We start from the raw sequence: 18,051 nt of genomic DNA, 5'->3' as shown, positions 1-18,051 counted from the left end.
CTTATTACCAGTAAAAATATTGCATCAGGAAGATTTGGTCGCTGGGATCGTTAGAGGCATTTTTCATGTAGAAGCGGCTATCAAAAGCCGTTGCGAAACGTCCGCCGCCGTATTCGTACCAGATACCAAACTGCATGAAAGAGGTGGTTTCATCGTCAGCGTGGTCAGGGCGATGTTTGGCGTAGGTGTAAGCGGTGGAGAGATAAACGCCCTTTAACGCTTCATACATGGCGCTCACCATCATCCCGCTTTCACTTCCCGGTACATCCAGCCCGTCGGCGCGTCCGGTATGGTGCCAGGCGCGAGCGGCAAAGTTAGGGGTAAGCAGTCCCGTCAGATAGAGTTGCCCTGTGCCGTCGGTGATTTCCAGACCGTTCATCCAGGTGATGCCTTCGGCAAGGTCATACTGGATGTAACCGTTCATCATTGCCGGATAGGTGTATTTGTCGTCGTAGCGATCGTACTTGCCAAAATGTAGCCAGGCTTTGCTTTCGTCATGATGTCCGGCAGGTGTGGCGGTAACGCTATAACGAAAGTTGCCGCTTAAGTTCTGCACCTTCAGCGCGGTCATAATGTCGCGGGTATTGGGAATGACGTAGCCCAGATCGGGCGTGAAATCGCCCCACCATTGCAGGTCATCCAGCGAGGAATCCTGACGCAGACTGAGCATGATTTCGGTGCCATCATTGGTTCGATAACCGCCATAGAAACGGTTAATCCCACCTTCGAACCCCCCCCAGCTATGGTCAGGCACCCAGGCATTACCGTCGTGGTCGGCCTGTACGGTCCAGCCTTCGCCGTAAATCAGGCCGAACCAGGAGCCGTACTTCATCTCCAGGCCACCTTCAATATAGGTGCCGTCGCTGTATTTATGTTTATTCTCACCCTCTAAATCCATATATCCACCAACCCCTAATTCGCCGTAAAAACGAAATGAAGGAGAAGATGTCGAGGTAATGGCGGGTGTTTTTGTGTCGTCATGTTCTGCCGGACGAGCTTCTTCAGCGACCGCAGAAAACGCGTAGCAAAACGGCAGAGCAAGTAATGCTCTGCATGGTGCAGTGATTAATTTCATTGTGTTAATCCATGAGCTAAAGAAAAAGTACAGCCTTTTATCGTTGTAATTATAAAAATATAAAGGCAGAAACTATTTTCCCTCTCCCCATCCAGGAAGAGGGAAAATGCCTGCTCATTTTTTATTAATCTGCTTAATCAACATTGCTGGCTGGCGTCGCTTCAATATGGCGCTCTTCAGCCGTTAATCCCTTTATATATTTACTGTATTTCCACCACGCAAAGCCGAGGAAGATAACAATACCGCCGACGTTATAAAAAATGATGGTCAGAATATTCGCGCCAGTCGGGAATGTCGAAGCGACAAACCCTACGGCAAATATCGCAATCAGCATTGAAACAACGATAATACCGGTGCGGCGGGAGCCCATACGGAAATCACGTGGCAGGTGATCTAATTTGGCGCGTAAATTCAGGTAAGCCAGCATGATGAATAACGGCGGAAGCATGGACGCTGCGGCGGTCATATTAATAATAGTATTCATCAGATCCTGCACAGTATTGGAACCGAGCATCGGGATAATCATCAGCGGGATAACGATCAGGAACTGGATCCACGCTGCACGCGCCGGAACGCCGTTTTCGTTAAGTTCGACGGTTTTCTTACCAAAGATGCCTTCCGGGATTTCGGAGAAGAAAATTTTCACCGGCGTTGCGGTCCACATCAGCAGGGAACCGAACATCGCGGTAAAGGACACCAGACCGACAAAGCGATTCATCAACGCTTCCGGCAGACCAAAATACGCCGCCATGCCGTGGAATACCTGCACCGAGCCGCCAGTAAATTTCAACTCTTTGCTGCTGACGAAGACGTTAATCAGCACCGAGGAGACGGAATACAGCACACCGATAAAAATCCCGGCGAGGATGATCACTTTAACGAACGATTTCGAACCGCCTTTGACGTCGTTAACGTACACCGCGACGGACTCCGCGCCACCTGCGGCCATAAAGATCCAGGTGGTAACGCCGAGGAACGCCCAGTTGAAGTTCGGGATCATCGCGTCAACGGTGATCGGATCGGCAGGCTGTACGCCGCCAACCAGTGCCGTACCTGCCAGTAAAATGTAGGAGAGCGTTAACAGCAGCATCAGCGTTGAAGTGACGGAGGTAATTGGCCCCAGCATTTTCGCCCCGTTGGTGGAAACCCAGGTGGAGAAGGCGAACAGCACCATACTGATAATGGTGGTGGCAACCGGCGTCATAATATATTCGTAGCCGAGGAAGGCATACGAAGCATAAGCAATAACGCGCGGCAACAGCGAGGTGAAAAAGAACAGGTTTACGAACCAGTAGGTATAGGCAGTAATAAATGCCCAACGCCCGCCCAGCGAACTTTTTACCCACGCGTAGACACCAGCTTCTGAGTTTTTATTTAACGAAACAAATTCTGCGATGATCAGACAGAAGGGAATAAAATAAAAAATCGTCGCGAGGAAAAACATCGGTGCCGAGGCCAGTCCAAGCTCAATATTATTATTGATAACGTTGTTAAAGCTGTAAACGGCGGCAAAAGTCAGCGAGAGCAAGCCGAATTTGCCGATTGTATTACGTTTGGTATCAGACATAACACATCTCCGAAAATGAGTAGGGTAGCGGCGGCGGCAAACTCCTTTTGCCGCCGTAGTTGTTATTTGTTATGGAAATAACCATCTTCGATGGTGACTTTGAGAACCACTTTTTTGACCGCGTTATTGCAGATAAACCGATATGCTTCATGGATATCGCAAATAACGATTTGCCCTTCGTGGACCTCAACGGTTTCTCCGCAGCCTTTTAAATATTCACGGTCAGTTTCATCACGATAATATTCCACGACCTGTAATGTCTCTTTCGGCGCATATTCAATTTTTTGCTGCCCTTGCAGGTAGTAATGCACTTCAAAATAGCGTCGATGCCCAGTAAATAGCGCATCGGTCGCGGAGTCTGTCTCCACGCGGTAAGTCAATGAGTCACCGATGGAGTGGGCGACGCCAGGCTGAATGTTGTCGATATTTTCAATCGCTTCAACGCAGCGTTGCCACTTCTTGCCAGAGGCGTAAATCTGGCGGAACTGTTCTAAGTTATCGATGATCCTCATTGCTTATTCTCGCTGTGCAAATTCGTGGAAAAGAACCCTGCGCCGAACTCATACGACGCCAGGCTTTGCGCGGTAGCTTCTCCGCCAGAAACCGGCAGCAACGTAAAGCCGTAGCTGAAGTCACGGAACCAGACGCGCCAGGAGTCCAGCACCTCGCTGCCCCAGGAGTTAGAGCCGAGGCCAAGCAGCTGGTGGTCGAGATTCAGGGTGATATCATCACTGCGCTGCAGCTCGTTACAGTGCTGGGCAGCGTGGATGTTTTCCTGGGTATAGTGCCAGGCGCTGAAGTTAATTGGGCGCTGCGGAACCACCAGCAGACCGTTGCCGTGGCGGTTAGTGAGTGCCGTCCAGCGGACATGCTGACGGTTGCCGTTGTTCTGTGGGAAGGGATAGTTCTCGAACATGGCATCGACGGTGCTGCGCCAGATATCGATGATGTTAGCCTGCTGGCTGTCGGCGTAGTTTTCGCCCGGTCCACGACCGTAATACGCCACCTGATCGTATTCGCCGTTAATCCCCATGGTGAAACCGATGCACGGAATGATGTGCGGATAGTCGCCGTAACGCTCGCCGGAAAGCGCCACATTAACCTGGCCATCGGCAGCGATGCGCCAGATGTAGGTGCAGCGCATCCCGAAGTCAAACACCGGTGGGGCAATAACCGTGCGGCTGATGATCAACACTTCACCATCGCTCTGTTCTACGGCAAAGTCGCGCAGATGTTCCTGCATGATCTGCAAATGATTCGGCTGCCACAGCCCTTCGTACTCCTGCTTGTGGTTGTCGATCATTGGCTTGAAGAAGTTGATTTTTGGCTCGCGGGTCAGCAGCGACTCGCCATTCACCTGCCAGGATGTCGGTTTGCCACTCATTTTTGAGAAGGTGATCGCGAAGTTGTAGCCGCGAACGGTGCAGCTCAAACGATCGTCTTCCAGCGTCAGCGGACGCGCATTATTTGGCGCGAAAGGTACAGGCTGCGCGGTATTTTCCTTCAGCGGGAACTGATAAGTGGCTATAGGGTGTCCGGCTTCGCTGTAGCGGGTGCGGGAATCTTTGGTCACCGTAATGTTGAGGAACGCTTCGCGGGCGTCCAGCTGTGGCAGCGTGATCTGCAAGGGGGCTTCGCTGTTCGGCGCAACGTCGCGCAGTTTAATCTGCTGCGTCGCGAGCGTTTCACCTTCGGCGCGCACCTCTGCGTGCAGGGTGTAGTCATCAAGCGTGGTAAACCACAGTTTATTTTCGACTTTCAACTCGCCGCGAGTCAGATCCAACGCGTGGATTTTTACCGGCGCGATAACCTGTTTGTACTCTTTCAGGCCAGGCCCAGGCGTCTGATCGGAATAGATCAAACCATCAAGACAGAAGTTATAGTTGTTGGGATAGTCGCCGTAGTCGCCGCCGAATTTATACCAGACATTGCCGTTGTCATCCTGCGCCTGGATCCCGTGGTCGCACCATTCCCAGACATAATGTCCCTGAATGCAATCGTGCTTATAGAAGACGTTCTGGTACTCCGTCAGCCCGCCCGGTCCGTTTCCCATCGCATGAGCATATTCACAGATGATGCGCGGCTTCGGATGCGGGTATTCACCAAACTCATTCATCAGCGGCACGCGGGTGTACATGGTGGAAATAATATCGACCACTTCAGCATCGCGATCTTCTTCGTAGTGCACCAGTCGCGTGTCATCCAGCGCCTTCGCCGCGTGGTACATCGCGCGGATGTTACAGCCATAGCCGGATTCATTGCCCAGCGACCAGATGATGATCGACGGATGGTTTTTCTGCGCGTGAATATGGCGAACGATGCGCTCGACGTAGACGTTTTCCCACTGCGGATCGTCGGTAATACGGCTGATATCGCCGACATTGGCAAAGCCGTGCGATTCGACGTCGGTTTCCGCCATCACAAACAGGCCGTAGATATCACACAGTTCGTAAAAACGCGGATCGTTCGGGTAGTGAGCGGTACGTACGGAGTTGATGTTGTGCTGCTTCATCAACTGGAGATCTTTCTCGACGCGATCCATCCCAACGGCGCGGCCTTTGCGATGATCGTTGTCGTGGCGGTTGACGCCGTGCAGCATCACATAACGGTTATTGATCCAGAACAGACCGTCGCGCACTTTGATATCACGAAAGCCAACGCGTTGCGGCACCACTTCCAGAATGTTGCCGTCGGCGTCTTTCAGCGTCATGACCAGATGGTAAAGATAAGGAGACTCTGCCGACCATTGCTGCGGCTGTTCGACAGTAAACGCAAAGCTGGCGCTGGTCAGTTTTTCAATTGCCAGATGATCAATGGAGCTGCTGTGCACCACACGCTCGCCGTCGAACAGGCTATATTCCAGCGTCGTTGCGACAGGGGAGGCGGCGAGATTTTCCAGCACCACTTCGCAGGAAAGCGTGGCATCGCAATAGGCTTCGTCAAAGTCGGTACGAACGGTGAAATCGTTAATATGTGTTAGTTGTTTTCCGATCAGATAAACATCGCGGAAGATCCCCGCTGACCACCACATATCCTGGTCTTCCACGTAGGTAGAGTCCGCCCATTGCATCACGCGCACACACAACAGGTTGTCGCCGGTTTTAACCATCGCGCTGATGTCAAACTCTGCGGTCAGGCGACTGCCCTTGCTGAAACCCACATACTGACCGTTAACGTAGACTTCAAAATAGGTTTCGACGCCGTCAAATTTAATCAGCGTCTGTTTACCCTGCCAGCCGTCGCTGAGGGTGAAAATACGTTGATAGGCACCGGTTGGGTTATCGCTGGGGACAAACGGCACATCGATAGGGAACGGAAAACCTTCGTCGGTATATTGCAGTTTGCCGTGACCTTCCATTTGCCACATGGCGGGGACGGTAATATGCCCCCAGTCAGCCATTAACTCAGAGGTGAAGGCTTCTGGCACTTGCAGCGGGTGGTCAAAAAAGTGGAAATTCCACTGACCGCTTAAGGGCAGAAACAGGCTGCTGGTTTCGCGGGCAAAGGTACGCGCTTGCGCAACAGAATCATATGAAAAAAAGTACGCACGCGGCGCAAGTCGGTTTTCGTGGGTGAGCTGAATGTTTTCCCAGCGATTCATAGGGCCTCCCGGTAGAGAGAAATCGGAACCATTCATGGTGATGGTAGTTTGTGTAATTGCTGGGGAGTTTAGTAAAATTTTTACTAAAAAGTAGCGGGTAAATGCATTTACTTTAACTGGATCACGAAAATAAACGGCAGCACTGTCCGGCAAAAACGATTGCCGGACAGTGTGTAAGGGGATTTAGCGGGTCGTGCCGCGCAGTTTTAATTTGCTGGGAACGAAGACTAACAGCGGCAGCGCGCGACCATCGCGAGCCTTTTCATACAACAGGTTAACGCCCTGACTTCCCATCATCTCGGAATGGATGCGCACGGTTGAGAGCGGCGGAAAGGTAAATCGCGCGGTGGGGATGTCGTTCACGCTGATAAGCGAAATATCCTGTGGGATGTTCAGGCCTCGTTCATGAATTGCCCGCAGTACGCCGATAGCAATGGAATCAGAAGCGACAAACAACGCCTTCGGGTAGTCTTCCCGCGCCAACATTTGTTTTGCCAGTTCATAGCCCGACGAACTGGAAAAGCCTCCGCGCCAGATATCCTCTTCGCGTACCACTTGTTTCAGTCGGCCATATTCCGCAAAGGCGACCTCACGAATATCCGCCTTGCCAGGCTCATCTTCACCGCCAATAAAACCAATGCGATTAACGCCCTGGTTGATATAGAAGTCGATGATTTCTTTACTGATGCGTGCCAGATCGATATCCACCGCATCGTAACCGCTGCCGGGTTCGTGAAAGTCGATAAAACAGATATTGTCGGTCAACGCACAGGCGGCGGCGCGCAGGGCGGGCGTGGGTTTGCCGACAATTAAAATACCGGTGACGTTTTTAATGTCTGGTAATCCGCTGTGTTCATAACAGTTGGTCAGTTCGATCGCCAGCTTTTCGCACTGAGTTTCAATGCCGTGGCGGATCGCCAGATAGTAAGGATCGTTGATCTCCAGCTCCTGTTGGTAGCTGTAGATAGCCAGAATATGGTGTTGGTTGACTGCACCTGTCTGGAGTTTACGGGCACTACTGGTCTTGTACTCCAGCTTTTCGGCGATCTCGAGAATGCGATGTTTCGTCTCTTCTTTCACATTCAATGTCGGATCGTCATTTAAGACCCTGGATACTGTCGCCAGGGATACGCCAGCTTCGATTGCGATGTCTTTTAGTGTTGCCATGTTTACCTTTTTTACTTTCCCTGATGTGCGCCCCCATTGTAGAGGAAGTGCTTATCGGGTCACCTGTTTTCAGTAAATAAAGCGCGTTTCTTTGACGCTGTAACGGTAACACAGCGGCTCACGAATGTGATCACGCCTGCATTCTCCATTTTTAGCCTACAGGATTGAGAAAAACTTTTGCTATAGTTTAGTAAAATTTTACCCGAAGGGAGGAAACAATGGAAACCGTGGCTTACGCTGATTTTGCACGTCTGGAAATGCGCGTCGGAAAGATTGTGGAAGTGAAACGCCATGAAAACGCCGACAAGCTGTACATCGTACAGGTTGATGTGGGGGAAAAAACACTGCAAACCGTGACCAGCCTGGTGCCGTACTACAGCGAAGAAGAGCTGATGGAAAAAACGGTGGTGGTCTTATGTAATCTGCAAAAAGCGAAAATGCGCGGTGAAACGTCGGAATGCATGCTGTTGTGTGCGGAAACCGATGACGGCAGTGAAAGCGTGTTGTTAACGCCGGAGCGGATGATGCCTGCGGGCGTACGTATTGTATAAAAAGATCGAATGGCGACGTCGTATCGCCATTCGACTTGATATTACGCTTCTTCGACACTTACTCGCATGGCCGCCAGCGCCTTACGCGCCGCTTTGATCACCAGTTCACACTGTTCAATGGTCAGTGTCAGTGGTGGTTCAATGCGGATCGTTTTAGCGTTGTTGAGTGTTCCGGCCACCAGGACGCGCTGGCGGAACATCTCGCTGGCAAAGTTATAGCCGATTTCGTTATCAACAAACTCAATCGCCATCAACATCCCTTTACCACGCGCTTCCTGTACCAGATCGGGATATTCCCGCGCCAATTGACGGAAACCGTCCAGCAACATATCGCCTTTTTGTTCAGCCTGAGCCGGTAAGTTCTGCTCCAGCAACACATTGATGGTCGCCAGCGCCGCCGCACAGGCCAGCGGGTTGCCGCCAAAGGTAGTGGTATGCAGGAACGGGTTGTCGAACAGAACGGAAAACACCTCTTCAGTGGCGATGGTTGCGCCAATCGGCATCACGCCGCCGCCGAGGGCTTTTGCCAGACACAGGATGTCCGGCTGTACGTTCTCATGCTCGCAGGCGAACATCTTGCCCGTGCGCCCCATACCGGTTTGCACTTCATCGAGGATCATCAGTGCGCCGAACTCATCGCACAGCTTACGCACGGCGGTGAGATATCCCGGCGGCGGCAGAATGACGCCACCTTCGCCCTGAATCGGCTCAAGGATCACTGCAGCAACATCATCACCGGTTTTTTTGCACTCGCTAAGGGCCGTGCGCATGGCTTCGATATTGCCAAACGGCACATGACGGAACCCTGGCAGCAGCGGCATAAATGGTTTGCGGAAGGTCGATTTCGCCGTGGCCGACAGCGCGCCAAGGGATTTACCGTGGAACGCGCCGCTGGTGGCAATAAAAGTAAACTTGCCGCGCGGTGACTGATAAGCCTTCGCCAGCTTCAGCGCTGCTTCAACGGACTCGGTGCCGCTATTACAAAAGAAGCTGTATTTCAGTTTACCGGGCGTCAGTGCAGCAAGTGTTTTTGCCAGCATCGCCCGTAACGGATCGAGCAGCTCCTGGCTGTGCAGCGGTTGTTTCGCAAGTTGATTCTGTACGGCGGAAACCACAACTGGATTACGGTGCCCCACGTTGAAAATTCCAAAACCTCCAAGGCAGTCGATAAACTCCTGTCCCTGGGTGTCGACAAGCGTATTTAAACCTCCCGCTTGCCACTCTACGGCTCCGTAATCCCCGCCGGCGGTAACAGATTTGCGATACTCTAAAAACCCCGGATTGACATGCTCTTTGAAGTATTCAATCACCTCTCGGTTAAGTGCTTTCATCTCCTCATGATCCAGCGTTCGCTTCTCAATGAGATTCAGGGCGTGGGCGCTGCACGCTAAAGCCGATGCGCTCGAAGGTAACCTGTTCAAAATATGCTCCGGAGGCTCGCGTATCACATGATACCGATTTAAGTATTGCAGGGATTGCGCCACTCCGGCTGCGATCGCGAAAATCGGGATAAACACAAATGTGGTTATCATTTGCGCAATATTTAATGCTATTTGTTAACATCTGTTGTTATTTTGCACGGTTTTTGTCGGGTATGGATTTGGCGATTGCTGCGCAAATGCACACTTTCAGGGCAACAACTGCCTGATTTTTGGGCAAGATAATTAACGTTTTCGTATAGTAACAGAGTGAAAGTATTTTAAATCAAGGGATTAGATTTATGCTTTAATCGCAAATTGCGATCTAAATCAAATTAATCAGTTAAAGATAACCGCAGCGGGGCCGACATAAACTCTGACAAGAAGTTAACAACCATATAACCTGCACAGGACGCGAACATGTCTTCTCATCCGTATGTCACCCAGCAAAATACCCCGCTGGCGGACGATACCACTCTGATGTCCACTACCGATCTGCAAAGCTATATCACTCATGCTAATGACACTTTTGTGCAGGTGAGCGGCTATACCTTGCAAGAGTTACAAGGGCAGCCGCACAACATGGTGCGTCACCCGGATATGCCAAAAGCGGCGTTTGCGGATATGTGGTTCACCCTGAAAAAAGGGGAGCCCTGGAGCGGCATCGTGAAAAATCGCCGCAAAAATGGCGACCATTATTGGGTGCGGGCCAATGCGGTACCGATGGTGCGCGAGGGAAAAATCAGTGGCTATATGTCGATTCGTACCCGGGCGACGGATGAAGAGATCGCGGCGGTGGAGCCGCTGTACAAAGCGTTGAACGCCGGACGTACCAGTAAGCGTATTCATAAAGGCCTGGTGGTGCGTAAAGGCTGGCTGGGGAAACTGCCTTCATTACCGCTTCGCTGGCGGGCGCGTGGCGTGATGACCCTGATGTTTATCTTGCTGGCGGTCATGCTTTGGTTTGTTGCTGCCCCGGTGGTGACGTATATCCTCTGTGCGTTAGTGGTATTGTTGGCAAGCGCCTGTTTTGAATGGCAGATTGTCCGCCCGATAGAAAATGTCGCCCGTCAGGCACTGAAGGTGGCGACCGGAGAGCGTAATAGTGTTGAGCATCTGAATCGCAGCGATGAGCTGGGGCTGACATTACGCGCGGTAGGGCAGCTTGGCCTGATGTGCCGTTGGCTAATTAACGATGTCTCAAGCCAGGTGTCCAGTGTCAGAAACGGCAGTGAGACGCTGGCGAAAGGTACCGATGAACTGAACGAACATACCCAGCAGACAGTTGATAACGTTCAGCAAACGGTGGCGACCATGAACCAAATGGCGGCGTCGGTGAAACAGAACTCTGCCACGGCGTCGGCTGCCGATAAACTTTCTATCACCGCCAGTAATGCGGCAGTGCAGGGCGGGGAGGCGATGACCACGGTGATCAAGACAATGGACGATATCGCCGACAGTACCCAGCGCATTGGCACCATTACTTCGCTGATTAACGATATTGCGTTTCAGACCAATATTCTGGCCCTGAATGCGGCGGTGGAAGCGGCACGAGCCGGCGAACAAGGCAAAGGTTTTGCAGTGGTGGCAGGGGAAGTGCGTCATTTAGCCAGCCGCAGCGCCAGTGCCGCCAACGATATTCGCAAGCTGATCGATGCCAGTGCTGATAAGGTGCAATCCGGTTCGCAGCAGGTACACGCAGCCGGACGGACGATGGAAGATATTGTGGCACAGGTGAAAAACGTCACCCAGTTGATCGCCCAGATTAGCCATTCAACGCTGGAACAGGCCGATGGGCTTTCCAGCCTGACCCGTGCAGTGGATGAGCTTAACCTCATCACCCAGAAAAATGCCGAGCTGGTGGAAGAGAGTGCGCAGGTGTCGGCGATGGTAAAACACCGCGCCAGCCGACTGGAAGACGCGGTGACGGTGCTGCATTAATCGATATGCCGCATCCGGCGGTTGGCGCACAATGCCTGATGCGATGCGGCGCATCTTATCAGGCCTACGGGGGGGTAGGGCACGCCACATCCGGCAATCGGTGATTAATCCAGTTGCGTAATATCAAAAGCGGCGCGGTCGATCACCGCAATGATCTTTTTTATTTGTGCATCAGTGATATCGCTCTGGTTGACGCGTAAATCCAGCACCGCTTTAAAATTATCCAGCGCCCGCTTCATTTGCGGGTTCTGGCGGAGTGCAGCACCAACGCAACGCGCTTTGATGCGTTCTTCGATCATCTCCACCTGTTCGCGGTTTTCTTCCAGCCACTGCGCGCCCTGTTCGGTCAACGCAATCTGCTTCTTACCACCTTCCTCTTCGCGGATGGTAATCAGCGACTGCTCCTGCAGAAAATCCAGCGTCGGGTAGATGACACCCGGGCTTGGGGTGTAATTCCCCTGGGTTAGATTCTCAATCGCTTTAATCAATTCGTAACCGTGGCTGTCATCGCGCGAGAGAATATCCAGAATCACCAGACGCAATTCACCGTGACCAAAGAAACGCTGCCGACGACCGCCGCCGCGACCGTGGCGACCACCGCAGCATTGACCGTGTTCATGCTGGTGACCGTGTCCGCAGTGCTCATGTTCTGACTTCTCACCTTTGCAGCAGCCTTCATGGCGTGGCTGGCCTTCATGTTTACAACACCCTTCGTGATGATGGCTCATATCAGCCTCCTTTTGCTTAATTAGATATATCTAATTTATATCTGATATGAGCGCTTTTGCAAGTATAAAAATGATTTTTAAACGTGAATACACCTCACATCCAGGCCGGATAATTCGTTCACGCCGCATCCAACAGCCTTGCTACGACGCTGAATGTCTTCTCATACTTCAGATATATCAGTTCTACAAATCGCTTGCATTTATCATGATTAACAATCATTATCATTTGCGAAATTTATTTAGATATATCTGATTACTATCACGAAGGCGATAACAATGAATAACTCCCCCCGCTACCCGCAGCGCGTTCGCAATGATCTGCGCTTCCGTGAACTGACTGTGCTACGCGCTGAGCGTATTAGCGCCGGTTTTCAGCGCATTGTCCTTGGCGGCGAGGCGCTGGACGGTTTTACATCGCGCGGCTTTGACGATCACAGCAAACTCTTCTTTCCTCAATCTGATGCTCACTTTGTGCCGCCAACGGTAACGGAAGAGGGCATCGTCTGGCCGGAAGGACCACGCCCACCGTCGCGTGACTATACGCCGCTGTATGACGAACTACGCCATGAACTGGCGATTGATTTCTTTATTCACGAAGGTGGCGTCGCCAGCAGCTGGGCAATGCAGGCGCAACCGGGCGATAAACTCACGGTGGCAGGTCCGCGCGGTTCGCTGGTGATGCCAGAGGATTACGCGTATCAGCTGTATGTCTGCGATGAATCCGGAATGCCCGCACTGCGCCGCCGCCTGGAAACGTTGAGCAAACTTGCTGTTAAACCGCAAGTTAGCGCGCTGGTTAGCGTGCGGGATCACGCCTGTCAGGATTATCTCGCGCACCTTGATGGTTTTAATATCGAATGGCTGGCACATGATGAGCAGGCGGTAGATGCGCGTCTGGCGCAGATGCAAATCCCTGCCGATGATTACTTCATCTGGATAACCGGCGAAGGCAAAGTCGTTAAGAATTTAAGCCGCCGCTTTGAAGCGGAACAGTATGATCCACAGCGGGTACGTGCAGCGGCTTACTGGCACGCAAAGTAACTGATATATAAAAAGAAAAAGGCTGACGATTTCTCGTCAGCCTTTGCTATATCTGGTGGCCCCTGCTGGACTTGAACCAGCGACCAAGCGATTATGAGTCGCCTGCTCTAACCACTGAGCTAAGGGGCCATGGTAGCGGATTATAAAGTAACTCCGTGTCGCAATCCAGCCATTACCGCGCGCCTGCTGTTTTTATAAACAATGTATTTTCAATCCGTTATACTTTTCCTGGTGATGTTAGAAAGGAGTAAATATGGTTGAGGATATTTTGGCTCCAGGGTTACGGGTCGTGTTTTGCGGTATCAACCCTGGGCTTTCATCCGCCGGGACTGGTTTTCCCTTTGCTCATCCGGCAAATCGCTTCTGGAAGGTGATATATCAGGCCGGGTTTACCGACCGTCAGTTGAAGCCGCAGGAGGCACAGCATCTGCTGGATTATCGTTGTGGCGTCACCAAACTGGTAGACCGTCCAACGGTGCAAGCCAATGAAGTTTCAAAGCAGGAGCTGCACGCAGGCGGGCGTAAGCTAATTGAAAAAATAGAAGATTATCAGCCACAGGCGTTGGCGATTCTGGGCAAACAAGCATATGAACAGGGATTCAGCCAGCGCGGTGCACAGTGGGGGAAACAAACGCTCACCATTGGTTCGACGCAGATTTGGGTGCTGCCAAATCCCAGTGGTTTAAGTCGCGTTTCACTGGAGAAACTGGTTGAAGCGTATCGCGAGCTGGACCAGGCGCTGGTAGTGCGTGGGCGATAAAAAACGCCACCGAAAAGGTGGCGTTTGTGCAGAGGGCCTAGTGCCGGGTGCGGCGTAACGCCTGATCCGGCCTACCGATTAATCGTCCAGGAAGCTACGCAGCACTTCAGAACGGCTCGGGTGACGCAGTTTGCGCAGCGCCTTCGCTTCGATCTGACGGATACGTTCGCGGGTAACGTCGAACTGTTTACCCACTTCTTCCAGCGTGTGGTCGGTGTTCATATCGATACCGAAGCGCATACGCAGAACTTTCGCTTCACGCGCGGTCAGGCCAGCCAGCACGTCGTGCGTTGCCGCACGCAGGCTTTCGGTGGTCGCAGAATCCAGCGGCAGCTCGAGGGTGGTATCCTCGATGAAATCCCCCAGATGCGAATCTTCATCATCACCGATCGGCGTTTCCATGGAGATTGGCTCTTTGGCGATCTTCAGCACTTTGCGGATCTTGTCTTCCGGCATCAGCATACGTTCAGCCAGTTCTTCCGGCGTCGGTTCACGGCCCATCTCTTGCAGCATCTGGCGAGAAATACGGTTGAGTTTGTTGATAGTCTCAATCATATGCACCGGAATACGGATGGTGCGCGCCTGATCCGCGATAGAACGGGTGATCGCCTGACGGATCCACCAGGTTGCGTAGGTGGAGAACTTGTAACCACGGCGGTATTCGAATTTATCAACCGCTTTCATCAGGCCGATGTTACCTTCCTGAATCAGGTCAAGGAACTGCAAGCCACGGTTGGTGTATTTCTTGGCGATAGAAATAACCAGACGTAAGTTCGCTTCAACCATCTCTTTCTTCGCACGGCGGGCTTTCGCTTCACCGATGGACATACGACGGTTGATATCTTTAACCTGCTCGATGGTCAGGCCGGTTTCTTCTTCAATCTGCTGCAGTTTCTGCAGGGCGCGATGCACTTCTTCAGAGACATCGTGCAGTTTTTCCGACCACGGCTTGTTCATCGCAATTGCCGCGTTGAACCAGGTATCGCTGGTTTCGTTGCCGGTAAACAGGGTAATGAAGTTTTTCTTCGGCATTTTGCACTGCTCAACACAGAGCTTCATGATCAGACGTTCTTGCGTACGAACGCGGTCCATCATGACGCGCATGCTGTTGACCAGGTAGTCAAACTGCTTCGGCACCAGGCGGAACTGTTTGAATACTTCAGACAGTTTCAGGATCTCTTCCTGAGCGGCAGCGTGACTGCGACCTTTCGCTTTGATGGTGTCACGCGTTACAACGTACTGAGCGCGCAGTTCCGCAAATTTTTCACGAGCCAGTTCCGGGTCGATGCTGTTGTCATCATCGGCGCTGTCGTCATCGCCATCTTCTTCGTCTTCATCTTCGTCATCGTCCAGATCTTCCTGGGAAAGCTCAGAACCGACGTGAGTGGCGGTAGGTGCCAGATCTTCTTCTGCGTTCGGGTCAACAAAGCCGGTGATCAGATCGGACAGACGCGCTTCTTCTGCTTCAACACGATCGTACTGTTCCAGCAGATAGGTGATCGCTTCCGGATATTCAGCAACGGAGCATTGAACCTGGTTGATCCCGTCTTCAATACGCTTAGCGATGTCAATTTCGCCTTCGCGGGTCAACAGTTCAACGGTGCCCATTTCACGCATGTACATGCGTACCGGGTCAGTCGTGCGCCCGATTTCAGATTCCACGCTGGAAAGCACCTGCGCGGCGGCTTCGGCAGCATCTTCGTCCGCGGTGTTTTCAGCCAGCATCAGATCATCGGCATCCGGTGCTTCTTCCATCACCTGAATGCCCATGTCGTTGATCATTTGGATGATGTCTTCGATCTGATCTGAATCGACGATATCTTCCGGCAGATGGTCATTGACCTCGGCATAGGTCAGATAGCCTTGCTCCTTACCACGGGTGACAAGAAGTTTCAGCTGTGACTGCGGGTTTTGCTCCATAAGACGGTATCCACACTTATTTCATGAGGTTGGTGTTGGGCGATTGACCCGATGTCCTTCAGCCGTTAACGCTGAAATCCAACGGTTGTTTACCGCCAACGATAATTACGAGGGCGTACTTATATATTTGCCGCTGCCTCTCAGTGCGGCTGTCGGGGGCTTCCCGATCGCTCTTCGGCACTTAAGCCGTTAAATCACTTTTTCGCCAGCTCCTGGTTTAATGTCCAGAGCTCCAGGCGTTCTTCGTTGCTTAAACCATGCGTGCGCTCACGAGCGATTAACTCTTCCTGGCGCAGTTCAAGCAGCGAATCAAACATATGGTTGAGTGAGTCGGTGAAGGTTTGCTCAGCAATATTCTTATCTGCTATATCGTCCCACATCGACAGTTTTTCAAGGGTGGCAGCATTATTTGTACCACGATAGTGCTCTAAAAGTTGCCCGGTGGTCAGACCTGGCTGAGAGAGACAAGTGTTGACCAGTTCTCTGAATAAGCCAAGTCCAGGGAGCTTATTTTCATCCAGATTCTCAAGCGGCGGGACCAACGTCGCTAATTCTGGATTTTGCACCAGCAACCCTATAAGTATACGCATGGTCGTGCGTTTTAGCTGCGGAACAGGGCGAGAAACGCCGCTCTCTGCCGCTTTTGGCATTAATCGTTCAAGCTGGCTGTCATCAAGTATGCCTAATTTGTTGCCTAATTCCTGACGAAGATATATTCGCAGCGTTTCGCCCGGCACTTGCGATATCAATGGCAGTGCCAGCGTACTCAAACGTGCGCGCCCGTCAGGGGTACTCAGATCAACTTGCGGCATCAGACTGTTAAACAGAAATGCGGAGAGTGGCATCGCCTGCTCCATCCGCGCTTCAAACGCTTCTTTACCTTCTTTTCGTACCAGCGTGTCAGGGTCTTCGCCATCAGGCAAAAACATAAAGCGTAGCTGACGGCCGTCTGTCATGTAAGGCAGCGCCGTTTCCAGCGCTCGCCAGGCGGCATCGCGGCCTGCACGGTCGCCGTCATAACAGCAAATGACATTGTTGGTCGCGCGGAACAACAGTTGTATGTGATCGGCGGTGGTTGACGTACCTAACGACGCAACGGCGTAATTAATGCCGTATTGCGCCAGCGCCACCACGTCCATATAGCCTTCGACCACAAGCAGACGATTGGGTTCAGCGTTATCCTGCTGCGCTTCATAAAGACCGTAAAGCTGGCGGCCTTTATGGAAAATGTCCGTTTCCGGCGAGTTCAGGTATTTGGGGGTATCGTTGCCCAGCACGCGTCCGCCAAAACCAATCACCCGACCGCGTTTATCACGAATGGGGAACATCACCCGCTCGCGGAAACGGTCGTAACTGCGCCCCTGATCGTTAGTGACCAACATCCCCGCATCAATCAATGACTGGCGATTTTCTGGATTGCCGCCAAACCGCTTCAGGACGTTGTCCCAGCCGGGGGGCGCAAAACCAATCGCAAAGCGGGCGATAACCTCGTGGCTTAATCCGCGTTTTTCCAGATACTGGCGCGCAGACGTGGCAACAGGTTGTTGTAAAGATTGTTGGTAAAACGTATTCAGACCGTCCATCAACTGATAAAGCGTTTGCCGCTGATGGCGCTCGATCTGGCTGGGGCCGCTGCCTGCTTCAAATGGCACTTCAAGATTGTGCATTGCTGCCAGCTCTTCGACCGTTTCGACGAACTCGAGCTTGTCGTAGTTCATCAGGAAGTCGATCGCGTTGCCGTGCGCGCCACATCCAAAGCAGTGGTAAAACTGTTTCTCACCGTTAACGGTGAATGACGGGGTTTTCTCGTTGTGGAATGGACAACACGCGTGGAAATTCTTGCCCTGCTTTTTCAGCTTTACACGGGCATCGATCAGATCGACGATGTCAGTGCGTGCCAGCAGATCATTAATGAATACGCGTGGGATTCGTCCAGCCATAGGCCCCGATTTTTAGCAATTCATAAACGAAAATAAGCCGCGCATTCCTTTCGGAAGCACGGCCTTACAACTACAACTCGGTCTGATCGGAGAGCAACGCTCTCGGGGAATTAGTACAGACGAGTGCGGCGTGCGTTTTCGCGAGCCAGTTTCTTCGCGTGACGTTTCACTGCAGAAGCTTTAGCGCGCTTACGTTCGGTAGTCGGTTTTTCATAGAACTCACGACGACGAACTTCCGCCAGAACACCTGCTTTTTCGCAGGAACGCTTGAAGCGACGCAGAGCTACGTCGAACGGCTCGTTTTCACGTACTTTAATTACCGGCATGTGCCTCTCACCTTTG

14 protein-coding genes and 1 tRNA gene are annotated in these 18,051 nt (G+C 52.1%); 4 read left to right on the top strand and 11 right to left on the bottom strand.

What is annotated here, in order from left to right; genetic code table 11:
• Nucleotides 1–4 precede the first annotated feature (4 nt).
• The 5 genes from ygjJ to ebgR all read right to left on the bottom strand — a co-directional run bounded on the left by ygjJ (nt 5) and on the right by ebgR (nt 7,410).
• Entirely contained in the window at nt 5–1,075 is a 1,071-nt protein-coding gene (gene ygjJ / locus G434_RS12915; RefSeq protein WP_000767672.1) for a protein YgjJ, read from the bottom strand.
• A 133-nt stretch (nt 1,076–1,208) separates the two neighbouring features.
• Nucleotides 1,209–2,642: an amino acid permease gene (locus G434_RS12920; RefSeq protein WP_001285446.1), complete on the bottom strand. Its 1,434-nt coding sequence runs from the start codon at nt 2,640–2,642 to the stop codon at nt 1,209–1,211.
• Nucleotides 2,643–2,704: 62 nt separating this feature from the next.
• Entirely contained in the window at nt 2,705–3,154 is a 450-nt protein-coding gene (locus G434_RS12925) for a beta-galactosidase subunit beta (protein WP_001219954.1), read from the bottom strand.
• Nucleotides 3,151–6,243 (bottom strand): beta-galactosidase subunit alpha, encoded by a 3,093-nt coding sequence (gene ebgA, locus G434_RS12930; protein ID WP_001082832.1) that lies wholly within the window; start codon nt 6,241–6,243, stop codon nt 3,151–3,153. The genes G434_RS12925 and ebgA overlap by 4 nt, the downstream gene beginning before the upstream one ends.
• A 183-nt stretch (nt 6,244–6,426) precedes the next feature.
• Entirely contained in the window at nt 6,427–7,410 is a 984-nt protein-coding gene (ebgR, locus tag G434_RS12935; protein WP_000212457.1) for a transcriptional regulator EbgR, read from the bottom strand.
• A 218-nt stretch (nt 7,411–7,628) separates the two neighbouring features.
• Between ebgR and G434_RS12940 the strand changes: the two genes are divergently transcribed.
• Nucleotides 7,629–7,961 carry a tRNA-binding protein gene (locus tag G434_RS12940; protein ID WP_000450587.1) on the top strand — a complete coding sequence of 111 codons (333 nt, stop codon included), beginning with the start codon at nt 7,629–7,631 and terminating at the stop codon, nt 7,959–7,961.
• Nucleotides 7,962–8,002: 41 nt separating this feature from the next.
• Here G434_RS12940 and ygjG read toward each other — a convergent pair whose 3' ends face one another.
• A complete protein-coding gene (gene ygjG / locus G434_RS12945) occupies nt 8,003–9,382 on the bottom strand; it encodes a putrescine aminotransferase (protein ID WP_001309772.1) in 1,380 nt (459 codons plus the stop codon).
• A 417-nt stretch (nt 9,383–9,799) separates the two neighbouring features.
• Here ygjG and aer point away from each other — a divergent pair, with 417 nt between their 5' ends.
• Nucleotides 9,800–11,320, top strand: a complete 1,521-nt coding sequence (gene aer, locus G434_RS12950) for an aerotaxis sensor receptor Aer (protein ID WP_000094732.1) — start codon at nt 9,800–9,802, stop codon at nt 11,318–11,320.
• A 104-nt stretch (nt 11,321–11,424) separates the two neighbouring features.
• Here the strand turns inward: aer and nfeR are convergent, their stop codons facing one another.
• Complete coding sequence (gene nfeR / locus G434_RS12955) at nt 11,425–12,048, bottom strand: DNA-binding transcriptional regulator NfeR (protein ID WP_000018005.1); 624 nt, start codon at nt 12,046–12,048, stop codon at nt 11,425–11,427.
• A gap of 276 nt (nt 12,049–12,324) precedes the next feature.
• Between nfeR and nfeF the strand changes: the two genes are divergently transcribed.
• Entirely contained in the window at nt 12,325–13,089 is a 765-nt protein-coding gene (gene nfeF, locus G434_RS12960; protein WP_001065878.1) for an NADPH-dependent ferric chelate reductase NfeF, read from the top strand.
• Between the two features lie 53 nt (nt 13,090–13,142).
• Here the strand turns inward: nfeF and G434_RS12965 are convergent.
• Nucleotides 13,143–13,218: transfer RNA gene (locus tag G434_RS12965), tRNA-Ile, on the bottom strand.
• Nucleotides 13,219–13,342: 124 nt separating this feature from the next.
• Here G434_RS12965 and mug point away from each other — a divergent pair.
• Nucleotides 13,343–13,849, top strand: coding sequence for a G/U mismatch-specific DNA glycosylase (gene mug, locus G434_RS12970; RefSeq protein ID WP_000228937.1), 507 nt, complete (start codon nt 13,343–13,345; stop codon nt 13,847–13,849).
• Nucleotides 13,850–13,927: 78 nt separating this feature from the next.
• Here mug and rpoD read toward each other — a convergent pair whose 3' ends face one another.
• The 3 genes from rpoD to rpsU form a co-directional block, all read right to left on the bottom strand.
• A complete protein-coding gene (gene rpoD, locus G434_RS12975) occupies nt 13,928–15,769 on the bottom strand; it encodes an RNA polymerase sigma factor RpoD (RefSeq protein ID WP_000437371.1) in 1,842 nt (613 codons plus the stop codon).
• 194 nt (nt 15,770–15,963) lie between these two features.
• Nucleotides 15,964–17,709, bottom strand: a complete 1,746-nt coding sequence (dnaG, locus tag G434_RS12980; RefSeq protein WP_000918827.1) for a DNA primase — start codon at nt 17,707–17,709, stop codon at nt 15,964–15,966.
• A gap of 110 nt (nt 17,710–17,819) precedes the next feature.
• Nucleotides 17,820–18,035: a 30S ribosomal protein S21 gene (gene rpsU, locus G434_RS12985; RefSeq protein ID WP_001144069.1), complete on the bottom strand. Its 216-nt coding sequence runs from the start codon at nt 18,033–18,035 to the stop codon at nt 17,820–17,822.
• Nucleotides 18,036–18,051: the final 16 nt, after the last annotated feature.

The organism is Escherichia sp. KTE172, assembly GCF_000408845.1.
Lineage (GTDB): Bacteria > Pseudomonadota > Gammaproteobacteria > Enterobacterales > Enterobacteriaceae > Escherichia > Escherichia coli.
The sequence above is the reverse complement of the archived record's forward strand: the minus strand, read 5'-3'. Positions and strand labels throughout refer to the sequence as shown.